Annotated in this window: 18 protein-coding genes and 1 riboswitch; of the genes, 15 read left to right on the top strand and 3 right to left on the bottom strand. The window is 49.8% G+C overall.

What is annotated here, in order from left to right; genetic code table 11:
- Positions 1–56: 56 nt before the first annotated feature.
- From AC5JPW_RS18235 to manA, 11 genes are all read left to right on the top strand, one after another.
- Positions 57–1022, top strand: a complete 966-nt coding sequence (locus tag AC5JPW_RS18235) for a Gfo/Idh/MocA family protein (protein ID WP_494242542.1) — start codon at positions 57–59, stop codon at positions 1020–1022.
- A gap of 4 nt (positions 1023–1026) precedes the next feature.
- Positions 1027–2055, top strand: a complete 1029-nt coding sequence (locus AC5JPW_RS18230) for a Gfo/Idh/MocA family oxidoreductase (RefSeq protein WP_494242541.1) — start codon at positions 1027–1029, stop codon at positions 2053–2055.
- A gap of 144 nt (positions 2056–2199) precedes the next feature.
- The gene (locus AC5JPW_RS18225) at positions 2200–3738 is read left to right on the top strand and encodes a carbohydrate porin (protein WP_494242540.1); all 1539 of its coding nucleotides are present in this window, start codon (positions 2200–2202) and stop codon (positions 3736–3738) included.
- Positions 3739–4043: 305 nt separating this feature from the next.
- Positions 4044–4505 (top strand): PTS sugar transporter subunit IIA, encoded by a 462-nt coding sequence (locus AC5JPW_RS18220; RefSeq protein WP_494242539.1) that lies wholly within the window; start codon positions 4044–4046, stop codon positions 4503–4505.
- A complete protein-coding gene (locus AC5JPW_RS18215) occupies positions 4502–4825 on the top strand; it encodes a PTS fructose transporter subunit IIB (RefSeq protein WP_494242538.1) in 324 nt (107 codons plus the stop codon). Before AC5JPW_RS18220 ends, AC5JPW_RS18215 begins: the two co-directional genes overlap by 4 nt.
- Positions 4826–4838: 13 nt before the next feature.
- On the top strand, positions 4839–5945 hold the full coding sequence (locus AC5JPW_RS18210; protein ID WP_494242537.1) for a PTS fructose transporter subunit IIC: 1107 nt from the start codon (positions 4839–4841) through the stop codon (positions 5943–5945).
- A gap of 30 nt (positions 5946–5975) precedes the next feature.
- On the top strand, positions 5976–8609 hold the full coding sequence (gene mngB / locus AC5JPW_RS18205; protein WP_494242536.1) for a mannosylglycerate hydrolase: 2634 nt from the start codon (positions 5976–5978) through the stop codon (positions 8607–8609).
- A 10-nt stretch (positions 8610–8619) separates the two neighbouring features.
- Positions 8620–10530: a BglG family transcription antiterminator gene (locus AC5JPW_RS18200; protein ID WP_494242535.1), complete on the top strand. Its 1911-nt coding sequence runs from the start codon at positions 8620–8622 to the stop codon at positions 10528–10530.
- Between the two features lie 115 nt (positions 10531–10645).
- Positions 10646–11818 carry a carbohydrate porin gene (locus AC5JPW_RS18195; protein ID WP_494243853.1) on the top strand — a complete coding sequence of 391 codons (1173 nt, stop codon included), beginning with the start codon at positions 10646–10648 and terminating at the stop codon, positions 11816–11818.
- Between the two features lie 115 nt (positions 11819–11933).
- Positions 11934–12848 carry an ROK family protein gene (locus tag AC5JPW_RS18190; RefSeq protein WP_494242534.1) on the top strand — a complete coding sequence of 305 codons (915 nt, stop codon included), beginning with the start codon at positions 11934–11936 and terminating at the stop codon, positions 12846–12848.
- Positions 12849–12859: 11 nt separating this feature from the next.
- Positions 12860–14080, top strand: a complete 1221-nt coding sequence (gene manA / locus AC5JPW_RS18185) for a mannose-6-phosphate isomerase (RefSeq protein ID WP_494242533.1) — start codon at positions 12860–12862, stop codon at positions 14078–14080.
- 91 nt (positions 14081–14171) lie between these two features.
- Here manA and AC5JPW_RS18180 read toward each other — a convergent pair whose 3' ends face one another.
- The 3 genes from AC5JPW_RS18180 to AC5JPW_RS18170 form a co-directional block, all read right to left on the bottom strand.
- Entirely contained in the window at positions 14172–14603 is a 432-nt protein-coding gene (locus tag AC5JPW_RS18180; protein ID WP_494242532.1) for a hypothetical protein, read from the bottom strand.
- 199 nt (positions 14604–14802) lie between these two features.
- Entirely contained in the window at positions 14803–16050 is a 1248-nt protein-coding gene (locus AC5JPW_RS18175; protein WP_494242531.1) for a hypothetical protein, read from the bottom strand.
- Positions 16051–16291: 241 nt separating this feature from the next.
- Positions 16292–16729, bottom strand: a complete 438-nt coding sequence (locus AC5JPW_RS18170; protein ID WP_494242530.1) for a hypothetical protein — start codon at positions 16727–16729, stop codon at positions 16292–16294.
- Positions 16730–17473: 744 nt separating this feature from the next.
- Positions 17474–17570, top strand: a riboswitch (TPP riboswitch).
- Between the two features lie 33 nt (positions 17571–17603).
- On the opposite strand from AC5JPW_RS18170, the gene thiM reads away from it, so the two are divergent.
- The 4 genes from thiM to AC5JPW_RS18150 all read left to right on the top strand — a co-directional run bounded on the left by thiM (position 17604) and on the right by AC5JPW_RS18150 (position 25091).
- On the top strand, positions 17604–18392 hold the full coding sequence (thiM, locus tag AC5JPW_RS18165) for a hydroxyethylthiazole kinase (protein WP_494242529.1): 789 nt from the start codon (positions 17604–17606) through the stop codon (positions 18390–18392).
- Positions 18389–19189, top strand: coding sequence for a bifunctional hydroxymethylpyrimidine kinase/phosphomethylpyrimidine kinase (gene thiD / locus AC5JPW_RS18160; protein WP_494242528.1), 801 nt, complete (start codon positions 18389–18391; stop codon positions 19187–19189). The genes thiM and thiD overlap by 4 nt, the downstream gene beginning before the upstream one ends.
- A 567-nt stretch (positions 19190–19756) precedes the next feature.
- Positions 19757–22285 carry an autotransporter outer membrane beta-barrel domain-containing protein gene (locus tag AC5JPW_RS18155; RefSeq protein WP_494242527.1) on the top strand — a complete coding sequence of 843 codons (2529 nt, stop codon included), beginning with the start codon at positions 19757–19759 and terminating at the stop codon, positions 22283–22285.
- Between the two features lie 1150 nt (positions 22286–23435).
- The gene (locus tag AC5JPW_RS18150) at positions 23436–25091 is read left to right on the top strand and encodes a methyl-accepting chemotaxis protein (RefSeq protein ID WP_494242526.1); all 1656 of its coding nucleotides are present in this window, start codon (positions 23436–23438) and stop codon (positions 25089–25091) included.
- The last annotated feature ends 250 nt before the right edge of the window (positions 25092–25341 follow it).

The raw sequence follows: 25341 nt of genomic DNA, 5'->3' as shown, positions 1-25341 counted from the left end.
TTGTGATTTAAACAGATGCCACCTGCGATTGTGCAGGTGGCACAACGAGGTGGTATATGAAATTAGGCATTCTGGGCACGGGCATGATCGTCAAAGATTTGCTCTCTATGGTACACAAACTGCCCTTTAGCGGTCTGGCGATATTAGGCACGCCGCAAACGGAAGCAGAAACGCGCGAGCTGGCAACCCGCTATAACATTGATGATGTCTATTTTGATTATCAGGAGATGTTGAACAGCGACGTCGACACGATTTACGTGGCGCTGCCAAACCATTTGCATTTCCCGTTTGCCAGTCAGGCGCTGCAAAAAGGCAAGCACGTCATTATAGAAAAGCCGATTACCACCAGTGTGGAAGAACTTAACACACTGAAAAATATGGCGAGTGAACAAAACCTCATCATGCTCGAAGCGATGAATATTCATCATCTTCCAGCCTATTTATCGCTCCAGTCTCAACTGGCCGGGATTGGCAATATTAAGCTGGTGACGCTCAATTACAGCCAGTACTCCTCTCGCTACGACGACTTTATGGCCGGCATTGTCCACCCGGCCTTTGATGCTAAAAAAGGCGGCGGGGCGTTGATGGATATTAATATCTACAACCTGCATTTTGTCGCCGGACTCTTTGGCGAACCGAAAACGGTCAATTACTTCGCCAACGTGCACAACAACATTGATACCAGCGGCATGGTGCTGATTGATTATGGCGATTTTAAATGTGTCTGCATTGGCGCAAAAGATTGTAAAGCCCCGACCACCTCTTTAATTCAGGGAGAGAAGGGGAATATGCAAATCACGCTGCCGGTCAATCAGATGATCGGTTTCGACATGGCGCTGAATAACGGGGATAGCGCTCATTTCTCGTTCGACCGTCGTGAGCATCGCCTGCTTTACGAATTCCAGTCCTTTATTCGCATTATTGATAGCCTGGATTATTCAACCGCTGCCCGTCTGCTTGAGGTGAGTACGATCGCAGCCCGCATGATTGAAAGTGGCAAAAAACAGCTGAATGTGGAGTGACACAGTGACAACAAAATTAACTCTTGGTTTTATCGGTAATGGCAAAAGTGCCAATCGCTATCATCTGCCATTTATTCTTTCGCGTGCGGATAAAATAACCACTAAAACTATTTATTCTGCCACGGCACATCGGGATGCGTGGGCACGATTACCGGGGATTACCTATACCGATAAGCTGGATGTGCTCTTAGGCGATCCGGAAATACAGGTGGTGGTGGTCAGTACGCCGTCTGCGTTGCATTATGAGTTCGCCCTCAAGGTATTACAGGCAGGAAAACACTGTGTAGTTGAAAAACCTTTTACCCACACGCGTGAAGAGGCCGAAACTTTATATAACCTGGCAAAAGAAAAAGGGTTAATGGTGCAGTGTTATCAGAATCGCCGTTTCGACAGCGACTTTCTGACCACGCAAAAGGTGATTGAATCCGGCAAGCTCGGGGATTTACTCGAGCTGGAAATGCATTACGACTATTACCGCCCGTCTGTTCCTGAGTCGGTCAACGAATTCAGCGCCATTAACTCCTATCTGTATGGCCACGGCTGCCACACCCTCGACCAGGTGATTTCGTACTTTGGCGCACCGGATAAGGTGAATTACGACGTGCGCCAGCTGTTAGGCGACGGGCGTATGAACGATTACTTCGACGTGGATATGTATTACGGTGCATTAAAAGTCTCTGTTAAATCGAGCTATTTTCGTATCAAAGAGCGCCCGAGCTTTGTCGTTTATGGCAAGAAAGGGATGTTCATTAAACAGAGTAAAGATAAGCAGGAACACCATCTCAAGCTCTTTTATATGCCGGACAACGCCGATTTTGGTCAGGACACGCCGGAAGATTACGGCGTGTTGACCTGGATGGATGATGCCGGTGTGTATCACGAAGAAAAAGTCGTCACGGTACAAGGTGATTACGCGCGTTATTATGACGCCCTGTATGAGACGATTATTAACGGCAAAGAAAAACTAGTAAAAGACGACGAAACCTTGCTGCAAATTAATTTACTGCAAACAGGTATTGCCGGGCTTAAATAAATCCGCACCATGCCATCGGGCTGTATTACGCATTACAGGTAGTATGGCCCTTTTTTATAATAAGACCGACCGACACGAATAATATTATTTGTGAGCTTTATTACGCCTGTAAACAATAAATAAAACTTTAATTATAGGATTAACATGAACATTAAAATACCCGTACTCTGCTCCATGACATTAAGTGCCTGTTCGTTATTGGTGGCGAATGCGCTATATGCAGCACCACTGACCCTTGAAGAACGTGTGGCACTGCTTGAACGTCAGTTATCCACGAATATGCAGGAGTTGAATGCCACTAAAGCCCAACTGAAAAAGTATGAATCGGTAACGCCACCGGTGGAGGTCATTTCCGCCAATGTGGCAACGCCTGAAAAAACTGCCCCGGTGTCTTCGATGACGCTGAGTGATATCAGTAAATATGTGAAAGAGGATATCGGCTTTAATTATTCCGGCTATTTCCGCTCGGGGTATGCCGCCGGAAATCGGGGATCGGCAAAATCGTATGCGATAGGCTCCCTGGGGCGTTTTGGTCAGGAAAACAGCTCCTGGTTTGACCTTGAACTCTCACAACGTGTTTACCACGAAGGCAATAAAACGGCCAAAGCCGTGGTGATGCTGGATGGCAACGTTGGCGGGCAATATAGCGCAGGCTGGTTTGACAGTACTTCCGATAACCTGCTGCAATTTTCCGATATTTATCTGACCACGCGAGGCTTTCTGCCTTTCGCCCCGGAGGCCGATTTCTGGGTAGGTAAACACACGCTGCCAAAATTCGAAATTCAGATGCTCGACTTCAAATACCATAAGTCAGATTCCGCCGCCGGGATTGGGCTGGAAAACTGGCAACTGGGGCCGGGTAAGGTCAATGTTGCACTGGTGCGTGAAGACCTGGATGCGCACGCCGTCGACAGCAGCGTTAGCCAGACTCAGCAGATCAACACCAACACGATTGATGCCCGCTATACCGCGATGCCCGTCTGGGATAACGCCACTCTGGATCTGTTTGGCCGTTACTCCGCCGCCAATAAAACCGATCTCAATAAACGCGATGAGAACAACGGTACCTATTACAGCGTGAAAGACGCCTGGCACGCCGGGGCTAGACTGACGCAAAACTGGCAGAACGGCGGTTTTACTTACCTCACCGCCCAGATGGCAAACAACTCGATTGCCAGCGGCATGGGACTGGTGACCGATTCCAGCGCACTCTACGGTTACAACGGTCAGTATTATGGTGAACATACCAACGGCACGGCCTGGCGTCTTCTCACCGAAGGGGAAAACTACCTGCTGCCGAACGTGATCATGGCCCACGCCCTGGTGTACGCCGCAGGCAACGATATCTACGACTACTACACTGGCGCTCATACCGACTTCCACTCCACGCGCGCGGTGGTGCGCCCGGCGTATATCTGGGACACCTTTAACCAGACGGGGGTTGAACTGGGCTGGTTCGATCAGCGCAACAAAGCGGGCGGTGAGACATACCATGAATCGGGTCTGAAGACGACGTTGTTCCATACCTTCAAGGTGGGCACCAGCATGTTGACCTCCCGCCCGGAGATCCGCTTCTTCGCCACGTACCTGAAGACGTTTGATAACGAAATCACCCAGTTCACCTTTAACGACGACAAGAAAGACCAGTTTACCGTCGGCGCGCAGGCGGAAGTGTGGTGGTAAGCCCAGGCCTTTAACAACCAAAATCCCAATTTGCTGGCGCGACACGATGTCTGCGTCAGCTTTTCACCCTCCCGCTGATGATTTCCTTCACATATTTCCGCCCGAAATAACGCTATTTCCGGCCAATAAATATGATGCGCGTCACAAAGTGCAGTGCATTTTTGATCTGGCTCGCTCTTTTCTTCCCTCTGCGTAGAACGTGTTTCCTCTTCAAGGCGGAAAACGCCTGTCTGTTTGTCGACAAAATAAGACTTAGTATCTTACTCAACTTAATTGAAGTAATACGCGACTGGAGATGTACGTATATGCTCATTGCTCGAGAGAACATTTTTTTAAATCAGACGTTCAGGGATAAAAAAGCCATTTTTCATTTCCTCGCTAACCATGCGGTTGCTCAGGGTTGGGCTGCCGATGCGGATAAAATTGAAGCGGATTTATGGGAGCGGGAAAATCAATATTCCACTGGTTTTGAAAGCCAGATTGCTATTCCGCATGCCAAGACGGCGAATGTCTCACAGGCTGGAGTCATTTTTATTCGTCTACAGCAGGCCATTGACTGGGAAAGTCTGGATGACCAGCCGGTACAAATTATCTTTGGTCTGTTAGTACCTGAATCTGGTGCCAAAGTTTTGCACCTGCAAATTATTAATAGTCTCGCCAGCCAGATTGTTGACGACGAATTCAGAGAGCAACTGTTCGCCGTTAACGACGAAGAAGAGTTATTTCACTATATGAAGTCACGCATCGCCATTGAGGAGGAAGTATGAATATTGTCGGCGTCACATCCTGCATTGCCGGTTTAGCCCATACGCCGATGGCGGCTAAATCTCTGGAAAAGGAAGGGGCACGTCTGGGCCATCAGGTAAAAATGGAACAGCAGGGCGCAATGGGGATCATGAATAAGATCTCCGCTGAAGAAGTCGCCGCTGCCGATTTTGTTCTTATTGCTGCCGATCGCTCAATTGAAGAGGAAGAACGCTTCGCCGGGAAAATAATTATTCGGGTAAAAATCGGCCAGTGCGTAAGCCATGCCGCAGACGTTATCACTAAATGTGTGACGGCCGTTGAGGCGCGTCGTAATCAATAATCTGGGTGCGTTTATGAAAAAAATAATGATAGAAATAAAGAATCACCTTATGACGGGTATTTCCTTTGCTCTGCCCGTCATTATTGCCGGTTCCCTGATGGTAGCAGTGGCCAAGATTATTGGTCTGGCGATGGGTGAATCTAATCTTGATGCCTTTGCCAAAAGCGATGGCCTCGAAAACTGGCTGTACCTCACACAAGATATTGGTTTCAAAATTATCGGCCTGATGAACTATGTTCTCGGTGCTTACGTTGCCTACTCGGTGGCCGGTAAAAAAGGACTGGCTTCTGGTTTTACGGCGGGGTTGATTGCTTCGTTGACCGGTTCCGGCTTCCTCGGCGCGGTGCTGGGCGGCCTGTTGGCGGGTTATTCCTCAGAATGGGTGTCCCGCAAAATCCGCATTACCGGTTCGGCGGCAAGCTCCGTTCCGCTGATTATTCTGCCGTTTATCACCGTTGGTCTGCAGGTACTGGTGATGTTGCTGCTGCTCGGCGATGTCCTGAGCTGGCTTAACATCTCTCTAATGGCCTGGGTTCAGCGGATGACCGAAGATGGCACCAGCACCGTGGTACTGGCGGCCGTTCTCGGCGGCATGATCTGTTTTGACCTCGGTGGTCCGGTCAATAAAGCGGCCTGGGGTACGGCGAATGTGCTGTTTCTGAGCGGTGTTTATCTGCCCGCTATTCTGGTCAACGTCGCTATTATTATTCCGCCATTGGGTTATGCCGCTGCGCGTTTCCTACGTCCACATAACTTTAATCAGACGCTGAAAGAGGCCGGTAATGGTTCCATTATTATGGGTATTCTCGGCATCTCCGAAGGGGCGATTCCCTTTACTCTTCGTAACCCGGCGCGATTAATTCCGCTGAACGTTCTGGCGGGAACACTGGGCGCAGTCACCGTAGCTTTACTGAAAGCGTATCCGATTATGCCACCGCTGGGTGGGTTATACGGCGGCTTCACCGTGGGCAATCCGTGGGCCTATTTTATCGGCGCACTGGTGGGGACGGCGGTCATTGCCTTCGGAGCCAATATGCTGGTGAATTTTAATGATGAAGAGCCGGGTGTGAAAGCCAGTAAAAATACGGCTGGTGAAGAGATAGAAATAAAATTTGATTAATTGTCGCACTTTGCGTAATGGGAGAATTGTATGAAAAATAAAGTTGTCCATATTTACAGTCATACTCACTGGGATCAGGAATGGTATTTCACATCATCGCGCTCACGTATTTATCTTTTTAATCACATTAAAAACGTGATTCGTATACTGGAGAATAACGATGATTTCCCCTGTTACCTGCTGGATGCGCAAAGTGCTTTAATTGAGAGTTATTTGCAGTGGGCGCCGGAAGACAAAGAGGCATTATTCAAATTAATTGCGGAAAAACGCCTGCTGACTGGCCCGTGGTATACCCAAACTGACCAACTGGTTATTCATCAGGAGTCGGTCATTCGTAACCTGTGGTACGGAATTAATGTCGCCACTGACGCCGGAAACAGCATGGCGCTCGGTTATGTTCCGGACTGCTTTGGTCAGGGCGGCAACATGCCGCAGATCTACAAGCAGTTTGGTATTAACCATGCGCTGTTCTGGCGAGGAATTGCCGACAACACCCTGCGTGAGACGGAATTTGTCTGGCAGGGCGACAACGGCGACCAGCTTTTTGCCGTCCAGATGCCGTGGGGTTACCACTACGGCGGCCTGCTGGATGAAACGCCAGAAACACTGTCAGCGTTCCTGAAAGAGAAGATGGCTCCTATTGAAGCGCGCAGCAATCGGGCGAACCTGCTTTATCCGCACGGCTTTGATCAGGCGCCGGTACGTGAAAACCTGCCGGAACTGGTGGAGCAGTTCAACGCCTGCGATGACGAGCGTCATTACCAGATAAGCAGCCCGCTGGCGTTCCTGGAAGCGCTGGAGAAAGAGGCTGCCGGAGACGTGCGCGTGTTGCAGGGCGAGTTGACCGAAGGGAAGCACTCACGCGTCCACAAGACCATCTTCTCCTGCCGTGCTGACCTTAAGCTGCTGAACAACGAGATTGAAGCGCTGTTGGTCAATACCCTGGAGCCGGTGCTGGCTATCAGTCGCAGCCTCGGAAATGAATATCCGTCACGCGTGGTAGGGGACATCTGGAAACTGATGTTCTACAACGCTGCGCATGACAGCATCGGTGGCTGCAACAGCGATGACACTAACCAGGACATTTTCTTCCGCTATAAGCAGGCGCGGGATCTGGCCGTCAACTTGCTGGAGTTGCACACCCGCTTAATTGCAATTCGCACGCCACGTGAGCACGACTACACCTTCACGGTGTTCAACCCGCTGACCAACACGTCGGCACCGCAGGTCACCTTTGAGGCCTGGCTGCCGGGTATTCCGTTCACCCTGCGTGATGCCACGGGCAAGGCGCTGCCGTATGTGATTGAAGAGCAGACCGACCTGACCAGCTACGTGCTGAACCAGACCATTCGCCTTAACCCTGGCAAGCCTTACCACAAGCCAGAGAGGGTGTATCGCAGCAAAGTGACCGTTAACAGCAGCGATCTGCCGGCGCTCGGCTACACCCGCTGGCATCTGGATTTTGCCGCTGATGGGGCCAGTGAGTCAGTTACTGACAATGCCCGGATGATTGAAAACGCCCATTACCGGGTAGAGGTGGATGAGAACGGCCTGGTGTCCATTACCCAGAAAGCAACAGGCAAACGCTACGAGCGCCAGATGCTGCTGGTGGAGAACGGCGATGATGGCGACTCCTACAACTACTCGCCGCCGCGTGGCGATCTGATTGTCACCTCTGAAGACTGCCTGACCTCATTCAGCCGCGAGAGCAACGAACTGAACCAGTCATTGCGGCTAGAGTATGTGATGCAGGTGCCGGGTAATCTGGAAGAGCGCGCTCAGGGCCGTGTGACTGCCGCAATGAAAGTGACGGCACGCATCACCCTGCAACAGGACGACATGATTCGCTTTGCTGTTGACGTGGATAACCAGGTGCTCAGCCACCGTCTCTGCGTGCACTTTGCCACCGACATTCTGGCTAATGTTTCTTATGCGGATCAGTTGTTTGGCGTGGTGGCCCGCCCGGTGCAGTTAAGTAACGCTCTGCGAGTGTGGGAAGAGGAGAACTGGCACGAGAAACCGATCTCCATCGAACCGATGCAAAGCTACGTCAACCTGCATGACGATACGCACGGTTTCACCTTCCACACCAATGGGGTGCGTGAATATGAAATCGTCGGTGACAATTTCGATAACATTTCCGTTACTCTGTTCCGCTCATTCGGTTACATGGGCAAAGAGAATCTGCTCTATCGCCCGGGGCGCGCATCAGGTGAATCGGTTGTCGCGACGCCTGACGCCCAGCTTCTGGGGCCACTGTCCTTTAACTTTGGCTGGCGTATGCACAGCGGCGCGTTTGATGAGGCGCAGCATGCCAGGGTGTCAAAAGCGTTCCTGACCACGTTCCCGGTTTACCAGGACAGCGACTTCCTCAACGGGCGTCTGCGTTTCTGCCTGAGCGATGAAGCGCGCACCTACCCGCAGGAGTACAGCCTGCTGGCGTTACCGGACGGCCCGCAGGATGCCCTGGTCAGTGTGGTGAAATGCGCGGAAGAGGGGGAGGGGCTGATTTGCCGCTTCTATAACCCGAATCTGGAAAGTGAAGCCGCGCTTCCGGCTCTGGAACGCGCTCGCTATGTGCTGCTCGATGAGAAAACCCCGGCACAGGCACGGGCTATGCTCAAACCGAATGATGTCCAGACACTGTACGTAGAAATAGAATAAAGAGAGAAAAATGAGACTGTTTACCAACAAGCGTGTCAGAGATATTTTCACCCAGATTGCCCAGGGTAACGTGACGCAAGCCACGCTCGCGAAGGAGATGAACGTCTCCACGCGCACTATCCGCAGCGATTTGAAAGAGCTAAACGATATCATTGCCGGTTTTGGTAACAGTCTCATTCACGATCGTAAGAAAGGATTTTCGATTCAGGTCGATAACCCGACGGGCCACAAGACGTTGCTGGAACAGTCGCAGCGCCCGTGGAAAGAGACCCGTTCGACGGCGGAACGTCGCCGTGCGCTGCTGGCAGCGTTGTTACGCCAGGATGCCGATGTGTCTCTGGAAGAGCTGGAGTCGACCTGGTTTATCAGCATCTACAGCCTGCGTAACGACATCACGCTGCTCAAGCGTCACTTCGCGCTGTATGACCTGAATATTGCCTCGGAAGGGGCTGATAAGTTTCGTCTCTCCGGTAGCGAAATGGCGCTGCGTCGCTGCATGTATGATCATCTTCTGCGTTCGAAAGAGGCCGAAGAGGAGTATCAGGAAATTTTCGACGCAACGGTGAAAATGGCGGACATCAAACAGTCATTGAGCCACTACTTCGTTAACCACGGGCTGGTGGTCAGCGACGTCAATCTGCGCTTTTTCACCCTGATTTGCGGTATTACCTGTGAGCGTATTCGCCGGGGAAGCTGGTTACTGGATTATGAATTTGATGCCTGCGATCCCGCCCTTAAAAGCGTGGCAGGCGACATTCTGCTCATGTTGCTGGGTGATGCGGTAAACAGCGTGCCGCAAAGTGAAAGGGATTATATGGCGATGAACCTGGCTGCGTTTTGCTCCATGCCGGGTGAGTGCGCGCTGGAAAAAGAGCAGTACGACGCAGAACGGGCGGTGATGAACCATTTTCTGAGCTACGTCAGCGCGGCGTGGTTCTGCGATGTGCGCTATGACGATCTGTCACGCAAGAATCTGCTCAACCACATTAAAGCGATGCGTATCCGCGTGAACAACGGCATCACCATCATCAACCCGCTGATTGAACAGATTAAGCGCCATTATCCGCTGATGTACGAAATGACGCTGGCCGCCTTCAGCGAGCTGGAGCATTTCTTCTCTGGCACGCTGAGTGATGACGAAATTGGCTATCTGGTGATGCACATCGGGGCCATTCTGGAAGAGACTCACCTGACCGACGAAGGCCACTCGTTGACCGCACTGGTGGTGAGTTCTGAAGGGGGCGCATCGACACGTATCGTGTGCCAGAAAATTGTCAGAATGTACCCGAATATTGCCATCAGCCAGTGCATCTCTGTTGAGCAGTATAAAGCGATGAGCAGCGTGGAAGAGAGCATCGTCATTAGCCTGGTGAGCATTGAAGAGAAAAACAAGCGAGTGATTAATCTGCCGCCGCTACCGGAAAGATGGCAACTGGAAAACATGAAATACTTTTTGACCGCAGAAAGCGCCCCTCCGGCGGCAATGGTCAACTATTTCTCGGCGGACCACTTTTTTGTTTTTGACAGTACTGCTCACACCAAGGAATCCCTTATCCAGTGTTTGTCGGGAAAATTGCAGGTGCAGGGGCGGGTCGACGAGCACTATTTAGGCTCTGTACTCGAACGCGAAACCCGGGCCTCGACGCTGCTGGATGACAAAATCGCCATTCCTCACCCGTTAGGGCTGGTGGCTTTAAGCACCATGGTCACCGTGGCAATCTTCCCGGAAGGCATTGAATGGGATCCGGGCAAAACAGTGAAACTGGTCTTTATGCTGGCGATCAGTGAGGATGCCTTCGTCGACAGTATGCTGATTTACGACTACCTGACCAATATTCTTGATGACGACGTCATTGATAATTTAAGTCAGTGTTCAACCTATGGTGAATTTATAGCGCTATCGCAAAAATACTTTTTATAAAGCATAGCTAAATAACAAAATTTATAAAACAGGTGCGCATTATTCTGATGCGCACTCAGGAACGTATTGCCATTAATCAGTGTGGTTTATCTCTACAATAACAAAGGAGTTGATGATGAAATACAGAACTTACCTCTGTGCCTTATTTGCGCTTTCTGCCCCTGCTTTTTCTGGTATGAATTTCGATACACCACAAGGCAGTCTCAAGCTTTATGGTGATGTGGAATTTAACGTTGACGGCGCAAGCCGCACCGGACAATTAACGTCATTAAAAACCAGCACCGGAAAAGACTGGAAAGCCGGGGATTCAGAACGCTGGGACGTGAATGGCCGTATTTTAATTGGCCTGGACGGTTACCGCACTTCTGGAAATAACCGTTTTGCCGGTTTTACCGTCCAGCCGCTGGCTGACTTGTCCGGTTCAATGAACCTCGATGATGCCGCTTTCTTCTTCGGTCAGGAAAAAGACTGGAAGGTGAAAATCGGCCGTTACGAAGCCTTCGATATGTTCCCGCTGAACCAGGATACCTACATCGAGTATTCCGGGAATACCGCCAACGATCTTTATGACGATGGGTTTGGCTACATCTACATGATGAAAGAAGGGCGTGGTCGTAGCTCCGGCGGGGCTATCCAGTTAAGTAAGAACAGCGGGCCGTTCTACTTCGAGCTGAACACCTCCGCACGTGACGGGACAAAGCTGTTCCAGGACAGCGATTACCACGGTAATTCACTGGAAAATAAGAAAAACGTTATCTACTTGCGTCCGGTTATTGCCCTCAACGTGGACGATGTAACCGCCGCAATTGCCATGGAAAGCAACGTGGTGAATAACGCCTATGGTTACACCTCCACTGACGGGAAGTTTGTCGATCAGTCAAAGCGTAATGGCTACGGTGCCACCCTGACCTGGAACGGGCAAAAATCTAACCCGGATGACGGCGTGGTACTGAACCTGAGCACCGCCTATATGGATGCGACGGATGAGAAAGATTTTAGCGCCGGGGCCAACGCCCTCTGGCATGATTTTGAACTCGGCTATATCTATGCCAAAAATGATGTCAAAGCCTTCAATGTTAATAACATTGATGTGACGAACGCCAGTGACTTTATTTTAGGCAAGTACAATATTCATACCGTTCACAGCTCTTATCGTATTCGCAATGTGATGGATATGGATAATTTTGATGTTTATCTCGGTGCGTACTGGTCACGAATCAGTATTGATGAATCGCATGATGATAAAGACCGTTATGGTGCGCGCGTAAGATTTAAATATCACTTCTGATATTACCTGTCGTTGTTGAGTCTGCTTGCTGCATTAATAGTGCAGGGCTCCCTCTTTGCCGTTATTCACGCATGGCCATAACGAGCAGACTCTTTTTTATTTTCAGGGAGGCATTATGTTATATCTCGGGCTGGATATTGGCGGAACCAAAATGGCCGCTGTTGTCATTAATGACGCTGGAGAAGAATTCGGTCGTTATCGCCAGGAGACGGTGAAAGAGAGCTACGAAGCTTTTATTTCCGGGCTGGGCGGTTTTATTAGCGATATAAAAAAAGAGATTCATGAGCCGTTTGCTATCGGCATTGCCCTGCCGGGTGGCGTGTCGCCCATTAATGGCAAAATCAAGAATTCCAATATCCTGGTGCTTAATGGCCGGGATCTTAAATCTGACCTTGAGAATCACCTTGGTACCACGGTGATTATTGAGAACGACGCCAACTGTTTTGCGTTGTCGGAAGCCTGTGATGGCGCAGGGCAGGGGCACACCGTGGTGTTCGGTGTGACGCTGGGCACCGGGTGTGGTGGTGGGATCGCCATCGCGAAACAGCCTTTTTCCGGCGCATGGGGTAATGCTGCCGAGTGCGGGCATATCACGCTACCGGGTTACCAGCCGGAGCAGGATGGCCCCCCGGTGACCTGTTACTGCGGCAAACAGAACTGCACCGAATCTTTTGTTTCCGGCACCGGTATTGCCGAACGCTACGTCCATCTCAGCGGAGAAACGCGAACCGCACCGGAGATCCTGCGACTGGCGAAAGAGGGCCAGGTACTCGCTGCTGAACAGGTCGCCCGCTTTCGCAACCAACTGGCGCGACTGTTGGCGACGGTGGTCAACGTCATCGACCCTCACGTGATTGTGATTGGCGGGGGGCTGTCGAATGAGCCAATCCTGCTGGAAGGGATAGCAGACGAGATTGCCCCGCTGGTATTTACCGACAGTTTCCGCACGCCGGTGGTGAAGGCCCGGCACGGTGACAGCAGTGGTATGCGCGGCGCGGCCTGGCTGGCGGTAAGAGCGAATGTGAGATAACGGAGGGAACCATGCACAAACTGATCAACACGGTGCAGCATTACGCCTGGGGCAGCAAAACGGCGCTCACTGCACTTTACGGCACCCCCAATCCTCAGCAGTTGCCGATGGCCGAGCTGTGGATGGGCGCACATCCGAAGAGCAGCTCCGCCATTGAACAAGCAGGCGGGCAGGTGTGCTCATTGCATGACCTGATTGCGAAAGACAATACGGTTTTGCTGGGTGAGGAGGTGGCAGCGCGGTTTGGAGAACTGCCATTCCTGTTCAAAGTGCTCTGCGCCGGTCAGCCGCTCTCTGTTCAGGTCCATCCGAACAAGCAGGCCGCCGTGGCGGGATTTGCGAAAGAGAATGCGCAGGGGATTTCGCTCACCGACCCGACGCGTAATTACAAAGATGCAAACCATAAGCCGGAGCTGGTTTACGCCCTAACTGACTTTGAGGCCATGAACGGGTTTCGTGAATTTACTGACATCGCTCTGCTGCTGGAACCTCTGGCTGATGCCCATCCGGCCATTGCTGAGTTTGTTGCTCAGCCGAATGAACAGCCGTTGCGGCTGTTGTTCAGTGCGTTGCTGGCGATGCAGGGCGAAGAAAAAGCGTATGCTCTGGCGGCATTGACACGCGAGCTTGAAACCCGTCGGGGCGAACCCTGGGAGACGATCCGCCGAATAGCACAGCTCTACCCGGAGGATTGCGGCCTGTTTTCGCCCCTGTTGTTGAACGTGGTGAAGCTGTCACCAGGGCAGGCAATGTTCCTGTTTGCCAAAACGCCGCATGCCTACCTGAATGGCGTTGCGCTGGAGGTGATGGCCAATTCCGACAACGTGTTGCGCGCTGGACTTACCGAAAAATACATCGACATCCCGGAGCTGGTTGCAAACGTTGCGTTTAGCGCAAAACCGGCGTCGCAGTTGCTGACCGTGCCCGTTCTGGAGGGGGCAGCCAGCCACTTCCCGGTGCCGGTCGACGATTTTGCTTTTTCAATTTATACACTGGATGACAGCGAAACATCACTCCCGGCAGGCAGCGTGGCCATATTGCTCTGCCTTGAAGGTGAACTCACCGTGCAAAGCGGGGCAAACTGTCAGCCTCTCTTACCGGGTGAATCTGTGTTTGTGGGAGCGAACGCGGCGGCAGTATCAGTCAGTGGCTCCGGGCGGCTGGCCCGGGCGTATGTGCTGTCTAATAGCGACATTGTGGCTTGCAGTGATTACAGTACTATCAGCGCGTAAAATGATGTCTTTAAGGCGGACTTTGATGTGACACAGGGTAGTTTTATCTGAGATCAATCAATAATGAAAAACTAAACGGCTATGAATAATATTATGGTGCTGACTCCAGCGTATTGCGAATCAATCTGGATGCCCCAAAATACTGGTTGCATAATAATTTACATAATGGATTAACCATCATGGCGACAAAAATCAACCAAAGTATATTTACTACACCTGCAACGTAAAAAATAAATTCGTTGTTGGTGGTTGTGTTAATAAAATAGACCGTTAACGCATCCACAACTAAAAGCACGATAAAAGAGAGCATGACCAGAATACCGACCACATCAGCAATCCAGTTGGCCAGCAGACGGTCGCTGCATTTTTCAGAAAGATAATTATTAAAGGTTATAAGGTTGCCGGTATCGATGCCGTATGCTTTTTCTAACTCCACCAGGAGGGCTTTACTGTTAAAATTACTCAGCTTAACGTAGCCATATACGACGGAGATGAATACAATGATGAATACAGTGAATTCCATTGAATTACCTTTGTGTTTTAAATTATGTGTAGGTGCTTTCTAAAAAACCTCTGTCACGAGAAAGAGGCTTGAACAAAACACCAGGTTATGCGTTCAATAATCAGGTCCATCATACGGTGGTGTTTTACGTACACCTCAAAGAGCATTACTTATTAATGCTCTTCACGATGTAGCCTCCCTGAAGAGGCTCACCCGTTAATTAGTGGAAATGTGCACCACCGCCGAAACCTTCTGATTTGGTATTATCATGACCATATCCGTGACCACCGAAGGCATGTGAATGCGCGTTGTCTCCACCTTTTCCCGTACCGTGTTCTGAGTTGTTATAGCGGCCACGATCGATTCCCCCTTTATTCTTCTTCACTGATGTGACAAAAGCTGAAGAGAAGGGCACGGCGACCTGCGCCGACGGATTAATCGCCGAGACTTCGGCGGCTGTCGTATTGATGCTTACGCCGTTGATAACTGCATTTACAGGCGTATTGCCTGGAAGAGTGGCAACACTGGTGTTGACCGTGCTATTGGTCGTCGGGTTTGGTGGGGCGGTCACACTGAGCGATACGGCCTGCATCGTCGTGATGGCGGCGCGGTAGGATGTTCCGGTAATAGCAGGAGCCACCGAGGTCATCACTGTTGTCGGTTGCGCGACAGGTGTGGCCTGCTGAGTCATTGACGGCGTCGCCGTTGTTGTCGGGTGCGCGACGGGTGTGGCCTGCTGAGTCATTGTCGGCGTCGCCGTTGTTGTCGGGTGCGCGACGGGTGTGGCTTGCTGAGTCATTGTCGGCGTCGTCATCGTTGTCGGGTGCGCGACGGGTGTGGCTTGCTGAGTCATTGTCGGCGTTGCCGTTGTTGTCGGGTGCGCAACCGGCGTAGCCTGTTGAGTCATTGACGGCGTCGCCGTTGTTGTCGGGTGCGCGACGGGTGTGGCTTGCTGAGTCATTGTCGGCGTCGCCGTGGTTGTCGGTGTCGAGTGAGCAACAGGCGTTTTCTGGTTTGACGCTACTGACTTCATATAAGCATCGATCATTGCTCTGCTGCGTTCGTCGGCAGCGGCTTGCGCATTGCTGGCACCCTGCACATTCATCCCCATTTCAGCCATCGTGCCGACAACACCGCTTCCCAATGAATAAGCAGCATCGTGATACCGTTGCTCTATTGCTGACAGGCCAGAAGTGGGGGTGTCAGCATGCGTTATGACTTGATTACCGGAGGCTGAAGTATTGCTATTTACCGCCGAAGCGCTAGCTTGTCCGGTTGCCTCATTAGCCGCTGCCTTTGCACGTGCATAAGAATTATTAACACGTTGATTTGTGCCATCGTTAAAATTAAGAGCACGATCGCTGAGGGCATTGCTTAACTCAGCGTTAGCAGCATCGAATTGATCTGCCATTGTATTCATAGAGGCGACAGCTATCGCTATGGCGATAATAGATTTTGCAAACTTCATTTTAAATCTCTTCATTAATAAAAATAAGTGAAGAACGGAATTGATAGTAAATTTCCACTCTGTTCATTAAAGGTCTAATTTAAAAAATGAATGAGTTTCCGTCTTGATTCAGGATTGAAAGAAAAAGATAGTTCGTGTCTTAGAACGAAAATAATTGTCGGGTGTAAATGTCATCACCACCCAATCATCACTCTATGGGATTAATAGTTGCCCCGGAGTGCTAATTGCTAAGCATCAGGAATTATTCCGCATCTTTAATTATCACGAAATCACCATGATCTCTGCCATGATGGCGATTCCACGATGCGCTCATAAAACCATTATCATCAAGATAGATACCGATAATGTATTCTTTCGTAGTTATCTCGTACCAGTTAGGATTTTTTTTCACAATTTTTGCTGGTTCGTCTTTAACTAAGGCTTTTGTATATCCTTTACCCACCGAAACAATGAATGGATTGCCGTCGCGACCCTGGAGTTTGATGGCTTCGAGGCGAAAATGTTCACCCTGGAAACGGGCATTTATATCATCAGCATTTTCGTTATTTTTTACCTGCCTGGACAACGACGGTTCTGATACCGGAATATGTTTTTCATGACCTTTTAATTGAGCAGATTCATTCGGGTTGGCGTAGCAACCAGCCAGTAGGAAAGCGAACAATAGGGGGAACTTTTTCATTTATTAAACCTATTCATAATGTGCTGCTTTTGTTTACGTTGTCATCCCGCTTCATAAAAATGAGGGGAGATGAATAATTTCTATTCGCGCCGATGTAAGCAAAATGGAGGGGCCAAAGAAGGGCCTCCTGACGTCCCACCAAAGTGAGATGATGTTAGACAAATCGATCACTTCCATTACTCCAGGAAATTATCATTTCCCATAAAAAGACTTAGTTAAGTCTTTTTGTCTATGGGGGGGATGATAGTCAGGCTTTAAGTCTAAGGCAAGCTTTTTGAATTGTGTCACACAATGAAAAGGCTGTTAAAAAATGGAAATGATTTTAATATCTTAAATAAGTGATTAAAAAGTCTTTAAGGGGAAGGGGTGTTGGGAACAATGTTTTTGATGGTAACAATCTGTAAAGCATGATTTTACTCTAATTTTAGATGATTTTTTTGGATCGTTTCAGATTAAACATAAATATATTTTTTGGTTCTATTAAATTTTATTTTCAATAAAAAATAGTATAAAAGACACTCGTATGAGTTTTGATGATGAAGATAAGTGTTAATAATTTGCATGCTAAGAAACATTTTAGTTTTCCAGGATTGCAATATTTAGACTTATTGATGACTTTATTAAAGGCTTTTTCTGACAACGGCTAAGTCGTTCCACTATTCTCTGGAAACGGTAGGGGAGGCGCCAGGATGCTTGCTTTAGCCTGGCGCTTCCTCTACGCTGCCTGTCTTACTGAAGCTTCAGTAATTTGACTCGGGGTGCCCTTCTTTGTGAAGGCTGAGAAATACCCGTACCACCTGATCTGGATAATGCCAGCGTAGGGAAGTCAGATGCCCGCCAGGCATCCCTTCTTTCAGCCTGGCAGGAGCAAACCATGCAACCTGACCTGCTACACCGCGCTCACGTCGCGCAAATCCTTCACCAGTTTCGAACCCGCTCACCCCTCGTTCACTGTATGACGAACGACGTTGTGCAGACCTTTACCGCTAACGTGCTACTGGCGCTGGGCGCGTCTCCGGCAATGGTGATTGAGCGGGAAGAAGCGCAGCAGTTTTCCACCATTGCCGATGCCTTACTGATAAACGTCGGTACGTTGACCCGTGAACGGGCGCAGGCAATGCAGGCCGCCATTCATAGCGCGCGCGAAGCCAGCACGCCCTGGACGCTGGATCCCGTTGCAGTGGGCGCGTTGACGTTTCGAACCCAATTTTGCCGTGATGTACTGGCACTTCAGCCTGCTGCGATCCGAGGTAATGCCTCGGAAATTCTTGCGCTGGCAGGCATGAGTACCGGTGGGCGCGGGGTAGATACAACAGACACCGCCAGCGCAGCCTTACCCGCTGCCGAAGCTCTGGCTCGCCAGTCCGGTGCGATTGTAGCCGTAACGGGTGAAGTAGATTACATCACCGATGGCCTGCGCACCCTGATGGTGATCGGCGGTGACCCGCTAATGACCCGTGTAGTGGGTACCGGGTGCGCGTTGTCTGCGGTGGTTGCAGCTTGTTGCGCGCTGCCGGGAGATCGGCTTTATAACGTGGCGGCGGGCTGTGCCTTTGTGGCACAGGCTGGGAGTCTGGCTATGAACCACTGTAGTGGACCGGGCAGCTTTGTGACGGCGTTTCTTGATGCGCTCTATACCCTGAGTGGGGAGGGGCTCATATGAAACGGATTAATGCTTTGACCATTGCTGGCACCGATCCCAGCGGCGGGGCCGGGATTCAGGCAGATCTTAAAACTTTCTCAGCACTCGAAGCCTACGGCTGTTCGGTGATCACTGCGCTGGTGGCACAAAACACGCGCGGCGTGCAGTCTGTTTATCGTATTGAGCCTGACTTTGTTGCGGCCCAACTTGATTCCGTGTTCAGTGATGTGCGCATCGACACCACCAAAATCGGTATGCTGGCGGAGACTGATATTGTTGAAGTGGTCGCGGAGCGCCTGCGGCGTTATCAGGTACTAAACGTGGTACTGGACACGGTGATGCTGGCAAAAAGTGGCGATCCGCTTTTATCCCGCTCTGCTGTGGTGGCGCTGCGTGACCTCCTGTTGCCGCAGGTTTCGCTAATTACCCCAAATCTGCCTGAGGCCGCTGCATTGCTGGAAACGTCTCATGCGAGCAACGAACGCGAGATGCACGAACAGGGTAGAGCATTACTGGCACTGGGGTGCGAGGCGGTCCTCATTAAAGGTGGGCATCTGGACGACGCCGAAAGCCCGGACTGGCTGTTTACTGGCGACGGTGCGACCCGTTTCACCGCCCCTCGCGTGCTGACCAAAAATACCCACGGCACGGGCTGTACCCTGTCGGCGGCGCTGGCGGCACTGCGACCACGGCATCAAAACTGGAATGCAACGGTGGATGCCGCCAAAACCTGGTTGAGTGCCGCGCTCGTGCAGGCGAACAGTCTGGAAGTCGGACACGGCATTGGCCCGGTGCACCATTTTCATCAGTGGTGGTAGTCCGGTCGTGCTGCCCAGGCTAACAACAAGTGTCGCACTCTGGCGTGCCTGGCCCGGTCCCCCTGAATGCGACTTTTCGGTGGCCTGCGCCAGGTGAGTGGACAGGGATATTGCAAAATACCGCTATCTATTTGAAAGTATTATGGAATTGTTTTCATTAATACCTGAAGCGTTCGATTTACTGAACCTTCTGCTGAAGAAGAGATTTTTACTGCCGATAAGTAAAGATTAAGGCTGGTTACACTATGTTAATATTTTTCGATTTGGCACAACAAACCGCTAACAGCGCTGTTTATATAATGCTATAAGTTAATTCTTATAAATAATGTTAATGCGGGTTGAGAAATGTCAAAAAATATTACAAATCCCACTGCGATAGACAGGCGCAAAGTGCTCGGCCTTTCAATAGGGTCTGCACTTGCTTTGTTATCATCCGCCGAAGCTTATTCTGCATGTATCGCTCTAAGTACTAATTCAACAGTGGTTGGCTCTGTTACAGATTGTGTTACCTGGTCGGGTGGGAATCTTACACTGACTAATGCCGGAACACTCACTTCAACAGGTGTCGTGCCCTTAACGGCGGCATCTGCAGCGGGAACACTAGTTAATAATGGGTTGATTAGTGGGACATCTGCCGCGGGTGTCGATAACACGGCTAACGCTCTTATTGTCCAGAATAACGCCAGGATCATCAGTGATACCATCGGGCTCAGTAATAACGGAACCCTTGTATCGCTGAGCAATAATGTCGGAGGAACGATTTCCGGTTCAATTGCGGGGATTCAGAACAATAGCGTTATCACGTCACTCAATAATAACAATATTATCTCCGGCGGCGTGGGTATCAGTAATGCTGGAAGTGTGGGCACTCTGGTCAATGCGGGTTCTATTGCCGGAACCACAAAGGGCATTTACAACTCGGGTGCTATCACCAACTTATCCAACAGCGGCTCTATTTCTGGCTCGACGTATGGCATCCACTCTGATAATGGCAGCCAGCTCCTCTCTCTGCAAAATACCAGCACAGGCGTTATTACAGGCGGGGATGGGGTGCTGATAGGCAATCTGACCCCCTCTGGTACGATCACCGTCAACACGCTGACCAATGCTGGCCTGATTGTGGGGACGACGGGCGTCGCGGTGGGTACCAGTACCAACGGGACTATCGGTAGCCTTAATAACTCCGGGACCATCAGCGGCGCTCAGGGGGGTGTGGGCAATGCCGGCACCATCAGCTCTCTGGTCAACAGCGGTACTCTCTCCAGCAGCGGTTATGCGCTTTATAATGCAGGCACCGGAACCATCGGGGCCATTACCAATAGCGGCCTGATAGCCGGCACAGTCTACAATGGTTCAGTCAGGAGCTTTGTCATCAACGGCAGCAGCGATGCGACCTTCGGTACCCTGACTGGCGTCAGCGGTGGCACCGGCAGCGCCGATATCGGAAATATCTACAGCACCAGTGCCGATGTGTATTTCGCTTCCGGCAATCTGCTGCTCAACGACAATATCTACACCGGTAACTATACCGCGAACAACTCAGGCGCGACGTTACAGGTCAATAACATCCTCAGCATCACGGGTAAATACGCCCAGGGCGCATCTGGAGCACTGGTAGTGGGTGTGGGCGATGCCGCAGTGAGCAATGGCATCTCGACCGATACCGGCTATGGACGTTTGATTGTCAGTGGTGCCGCGACCATCGACAGCGGTTCAACGGTTGCGCTCAGGTCGCTCAATACCTACCGTTTTGCCGCGGGCCAGCGCTATGTGGTCATCACCGCCGCCCAAAATGGCACGAATTACAATGCCAGCACGTTAAATTACCTGACATCCGCCTATGATGGCGTGACCAGTGGCTCCGTAGTTAACAGTGGCAACACAAGCAGTCTGGTGGTTTCGCTGGCTAACAAGGCGTCAGATCCGGGTACGCCTGGAGGGGGAGACACCCCGGTCACCCCGGGCTTTGCGACGACGGGCAATGCGATATCGTCGCTGAACGGGTTGAAACAGTACTCCGGCATTGCCCCGGGGCTGCTCGATCTCTACAACGCCTCACTGGCCATTGACTCCACCCGTGAAGCAAACAAAGCGGGTGAACAGCTCTCCCCGGTACAGAACAGCAGCGCCAGCAATGTGGCCTCAGTGGCGACCTTTGACGCTGTCGGTGTGGTTGGTCAGCGCGTGGATGCAGTGCGTCTGGCGCAGAGACAGGGCACGAGCGGAGTGGCAACCGGTGATGATCCTACCGACTGGGCAGCATGGGGGCAGGTGTTTGGCGGACATGCTAACCAGGGCATGGTCGATGATGTCAGTGGTTATAAAGCGAATTACAGCGGACTGGTGCTCGGTGTTGATCGGGCTCTCAGCGACGCCTGGCAGGCCGGTGCTGCACTGACGTACAGTTACACCTCGATCCATGGCGAAGATAATCTTTCCGGTAACAAGACGGGGGTCGATTCCTACGGTCTGATTGGTTATGCCAGTTACACCGGTGAGCCGTGGTACGTAAACCTTTCCGCAAGCGTCACTCAGCAACGTTACGACACGACGCGTAAGGTGGATATGACCGGATACTCCGATTCAGCCCGGGGCAAGTTTAACGGTCAGCAGTATGTCACTAAAGCGGAGTTCGGCTATCCGCTGGCCGTGGCAGACACCACCACGCTGACGCCGCTGGCCAACCTGAGCTACAGCTATCAGACGCTTGATAGTTACAAAGAAAGTAGCGGCAACGGTTCAGCGCTTTCAGTGGAGAGCAGCCACAATAATGCGCTGCGTAGTGGCCTGGGCGCGAAACTGGAGAAATCATTCCAGACCGGTATGGGTGATGTCGTTCCTTACGTGCAGGCCATGTGGACCCATCAGTATAATCCGCAGCGCAGTTCCACTTCTGCAAGCTACACTGCGGATACGGTTGGTGAAACCAGCTTCACAACCTATGGTGCTTCGCCTGTTGAAGACACCGCCGATCTTTCTCTGGGGGCGACGGTGCTGAATTCGGACACGCTCAGTGTGACCGCACGTTACAACGTGCAGCTCGGTGAACAGTACCAGGGCCAGACCGTGAGCCTGCAGGTTCGTAAGCGGTTCTGATCCATCAAGGTAGATCCAGTTCCTGAAAAGGTCACAGGGGCTGGATCTATACATCACAAATCCCAGAATATACGTCCCTGTAATGTAGGAAACAGTCTTTATTTGAAATATTCATTACAGGACACTGGCTGTAACGTAAAAATATATTCATTTTCAAACGACATGGTTTCCTCTGGATATTATGTGGTCATGTTTTATTTAGTATCTTCAATTACAGAAATAAAATCACCAACGAAATCTAAGTGTAAAATGAGTAATGGATTGTGCTGATAATACATCCATTATTTTTACACTTGTCTTGTCATGAAACTAAGTATGTATGCGAATACGTCTCATAGCGTTTTGCTTTGCAAGATGCGTATTGTCATAATCATAAAATGGTTAGCAATATCTTAAGCGGTAATCCTCAAATAACTTAGCAAGTTAACTATTAACAAAGAATTTAAAAACGCATACTTTTATATCAACCGGTTCCTCTAACCTTAAGAAATATTAATGTTGCATATGATGCGCATCAAATGTTAGACATAAAATAAAAATCCATCTTGATGAAAATAAAAATTATGAGCATTATTTAGTGGTAACAAAAGCAGTACATCAGAATGTATTTACCTTGGCCGGGGATTGTGATGTCGAATCTCCCGGTTTTTTTTAAGGTTTATACCTTGGATCATCACTGTCATCTAAACGCACATTGCGAGTGTAAAGTATGATATCCAGGATATCACTTGATCGCAGACGTAAATGATAAGGACGGTTGCGCATGAACTGATTTTCAGAGATGAAATGAATGATCATTTCTCATACATCGTGTCGTCATTTTTTTATAGATAAGGTTTAACCCGGATGCTGATTTGATCACACATATGATGTTTTATTGATGAACCTATAAACTACTATTGTGACCAGCATCATAATGTGGAGTTACCTGACTAAGGTTACTTCATCGTATGCCGATATTTAGTGAGTAGAGCGAATTCTTTCACCTTGGTCTTTTTCGCATAGGACCATTTATTGCAATGTAGAAATGTGGTTAACGCATACACCACTGTCACTAATACGTTCATTTTTACAGTTCATACATCGGTAATATTATATTTAGAAATTTATAGAAAGAATATTTATTATCATTTTGAGCCAGGAGCCAGTCATGAAGATTTTGAGAAATATTTCTATAAGAAAAATGTTATTGATCATCCTTACTATTTTTACCTTAATATGGGGTGTTGCCACCGGTTTGACTCTTAAAAACTTCTCAGAGATGCAGGTCCTGCTTGATAACAGTACACAGCAGAAAGCCACCTATGCCCTGCTTGTTAAAGGTAATGACCAGTATTTTCGCGCCGTGACACGTATGTTACGTGCCATGGATTACCAGCAGGATGGGAAAGTCGATGATGCGGCCAAAACATTTGCAAATTCAGAAAAAGCACTGAAAATCAGTCAGGATATGCTTGAACAATTTCGCAATGCGCAACATATTGATGTGAGTCCACAACTGAATGAAACGATGATTAACGACTGGCAGGAATTACTCGCAACCATTACCCCTATGCTAAGAGCAGCCAGAAACAATGATGTGACGGAGTTTCGAAATCTATTTCGTAATGTTTATCCTAAATTGAGCGTAAAGTTTGGTGAAACAGCCGAGAAATATACTACTGCAATTCAGTCTAATGCAATGTTGGATAACACCAGCCAGGCTATCAGCAAAAACAGAATTATTTTACTCAGCGCATTAGTGGCGGGTATTTTTACACTCATCTTTACCGACCGTTACTTAGTCATTTTTCTCACGACACCACTCAACTACATTAAAAAACACCTGGAAACATTAACTGATGGCAAACTGAATGTTGAGATAAAGGATTTCGGACGCAATTGCGCAGGTCAGTTAATTCCCTATATCAGGAGCATGCAGAACAGCCTTTGCGAGACTGTATCTGCTATCCAGGAGACATCGACCAGTCTGTATAGTAATACCGGACGTATCCGTGAGGGTAATGAACAACTGTCTGCACGGACCGACCAGCAAGCAGCAGCGTTGCAGGAAACATCCGCCAGTATGGAGGAACTGACCTCGACGGTAAAAAATAACGCAGACAATGTCCAGCAGGCCAGAATTCTCTCTGATGAAACCCAGAAGATGGCGAGAAAAGGCGGAGAGCTGACCGGTAATGTCGTGAATACCATGGAAAGTATTTCTGAGAGTTCGCGGAAAATTGCCGATATTACAGGTGTGATTAACAGTATCTCATTTCAGACAAACATTCTGGCACTCAATGCGGCTGTTGAAGCGGCCCGTGCAGGTGAGCAGGGACGAGGATTTGCCGTGGTCGCCAGTGAAGTCCGTTCTCTGGCACAGCGCAGTGCGCAGGCTGCAAAAGAGATAGAAGCTTTGATCAGTGAATCTGTTGCACGCGTACAGGCAGGCTCAGAGCTTGTAACTGACGCAGGAAAAGCCATGGATACAATTATCAGCTCAGTAACACATGTGAATGAATTGATGGGGGAAATATCTATAGCCTCTGACGAGCAAAGCCGCGGAATAGCGCAGATTGGTTTAGCCATGAATGAAATGGATGGAGTAACACAACAGAATGCCGTACTGGTCCAGGAAGCATCCACCAGTGCGGAAGCTCTCGAGACGGAAGCTCAGCATTTATCGAAAATTATTGCTGTTTTTGACCTTGGAGGTCAGGTATATAAATCGTCAAAGCCGGTACAGCAGCCAATGACTAAATCCCCCAAAGTACCTCAGCATCAACCTGCGGTTAGTAATGGAAATAATTGGGAAACCTTCTGATTATGCACGTCCCTGTTCACGTTGCAGGGGCGAAGCATTATCCTTTCGTAATGTGCTCGTTACATGATATAGACACTAAAAAATCTCTCACAATTATTTGTGTAGGTTCGCTCCGGGGCCCCAATATAAATTGAGCAACGAACGCAAGATGCACGAACAAGGTGGAGCATTATTGGCACTGGGCTGCGAGGCGCTATTCGTTAAATGTGGACAGTCTGGAGGTCATACGGCATTGTCCCGGTGCATCATT

This window comes from Phytobacter sp. (assembly GCF_059074235.1).
The sequence above is the reverse complement of the archived record's forward strand: the minus strand, read 5'-3'. Positions and strand labels throughout refer to the sequence as shown.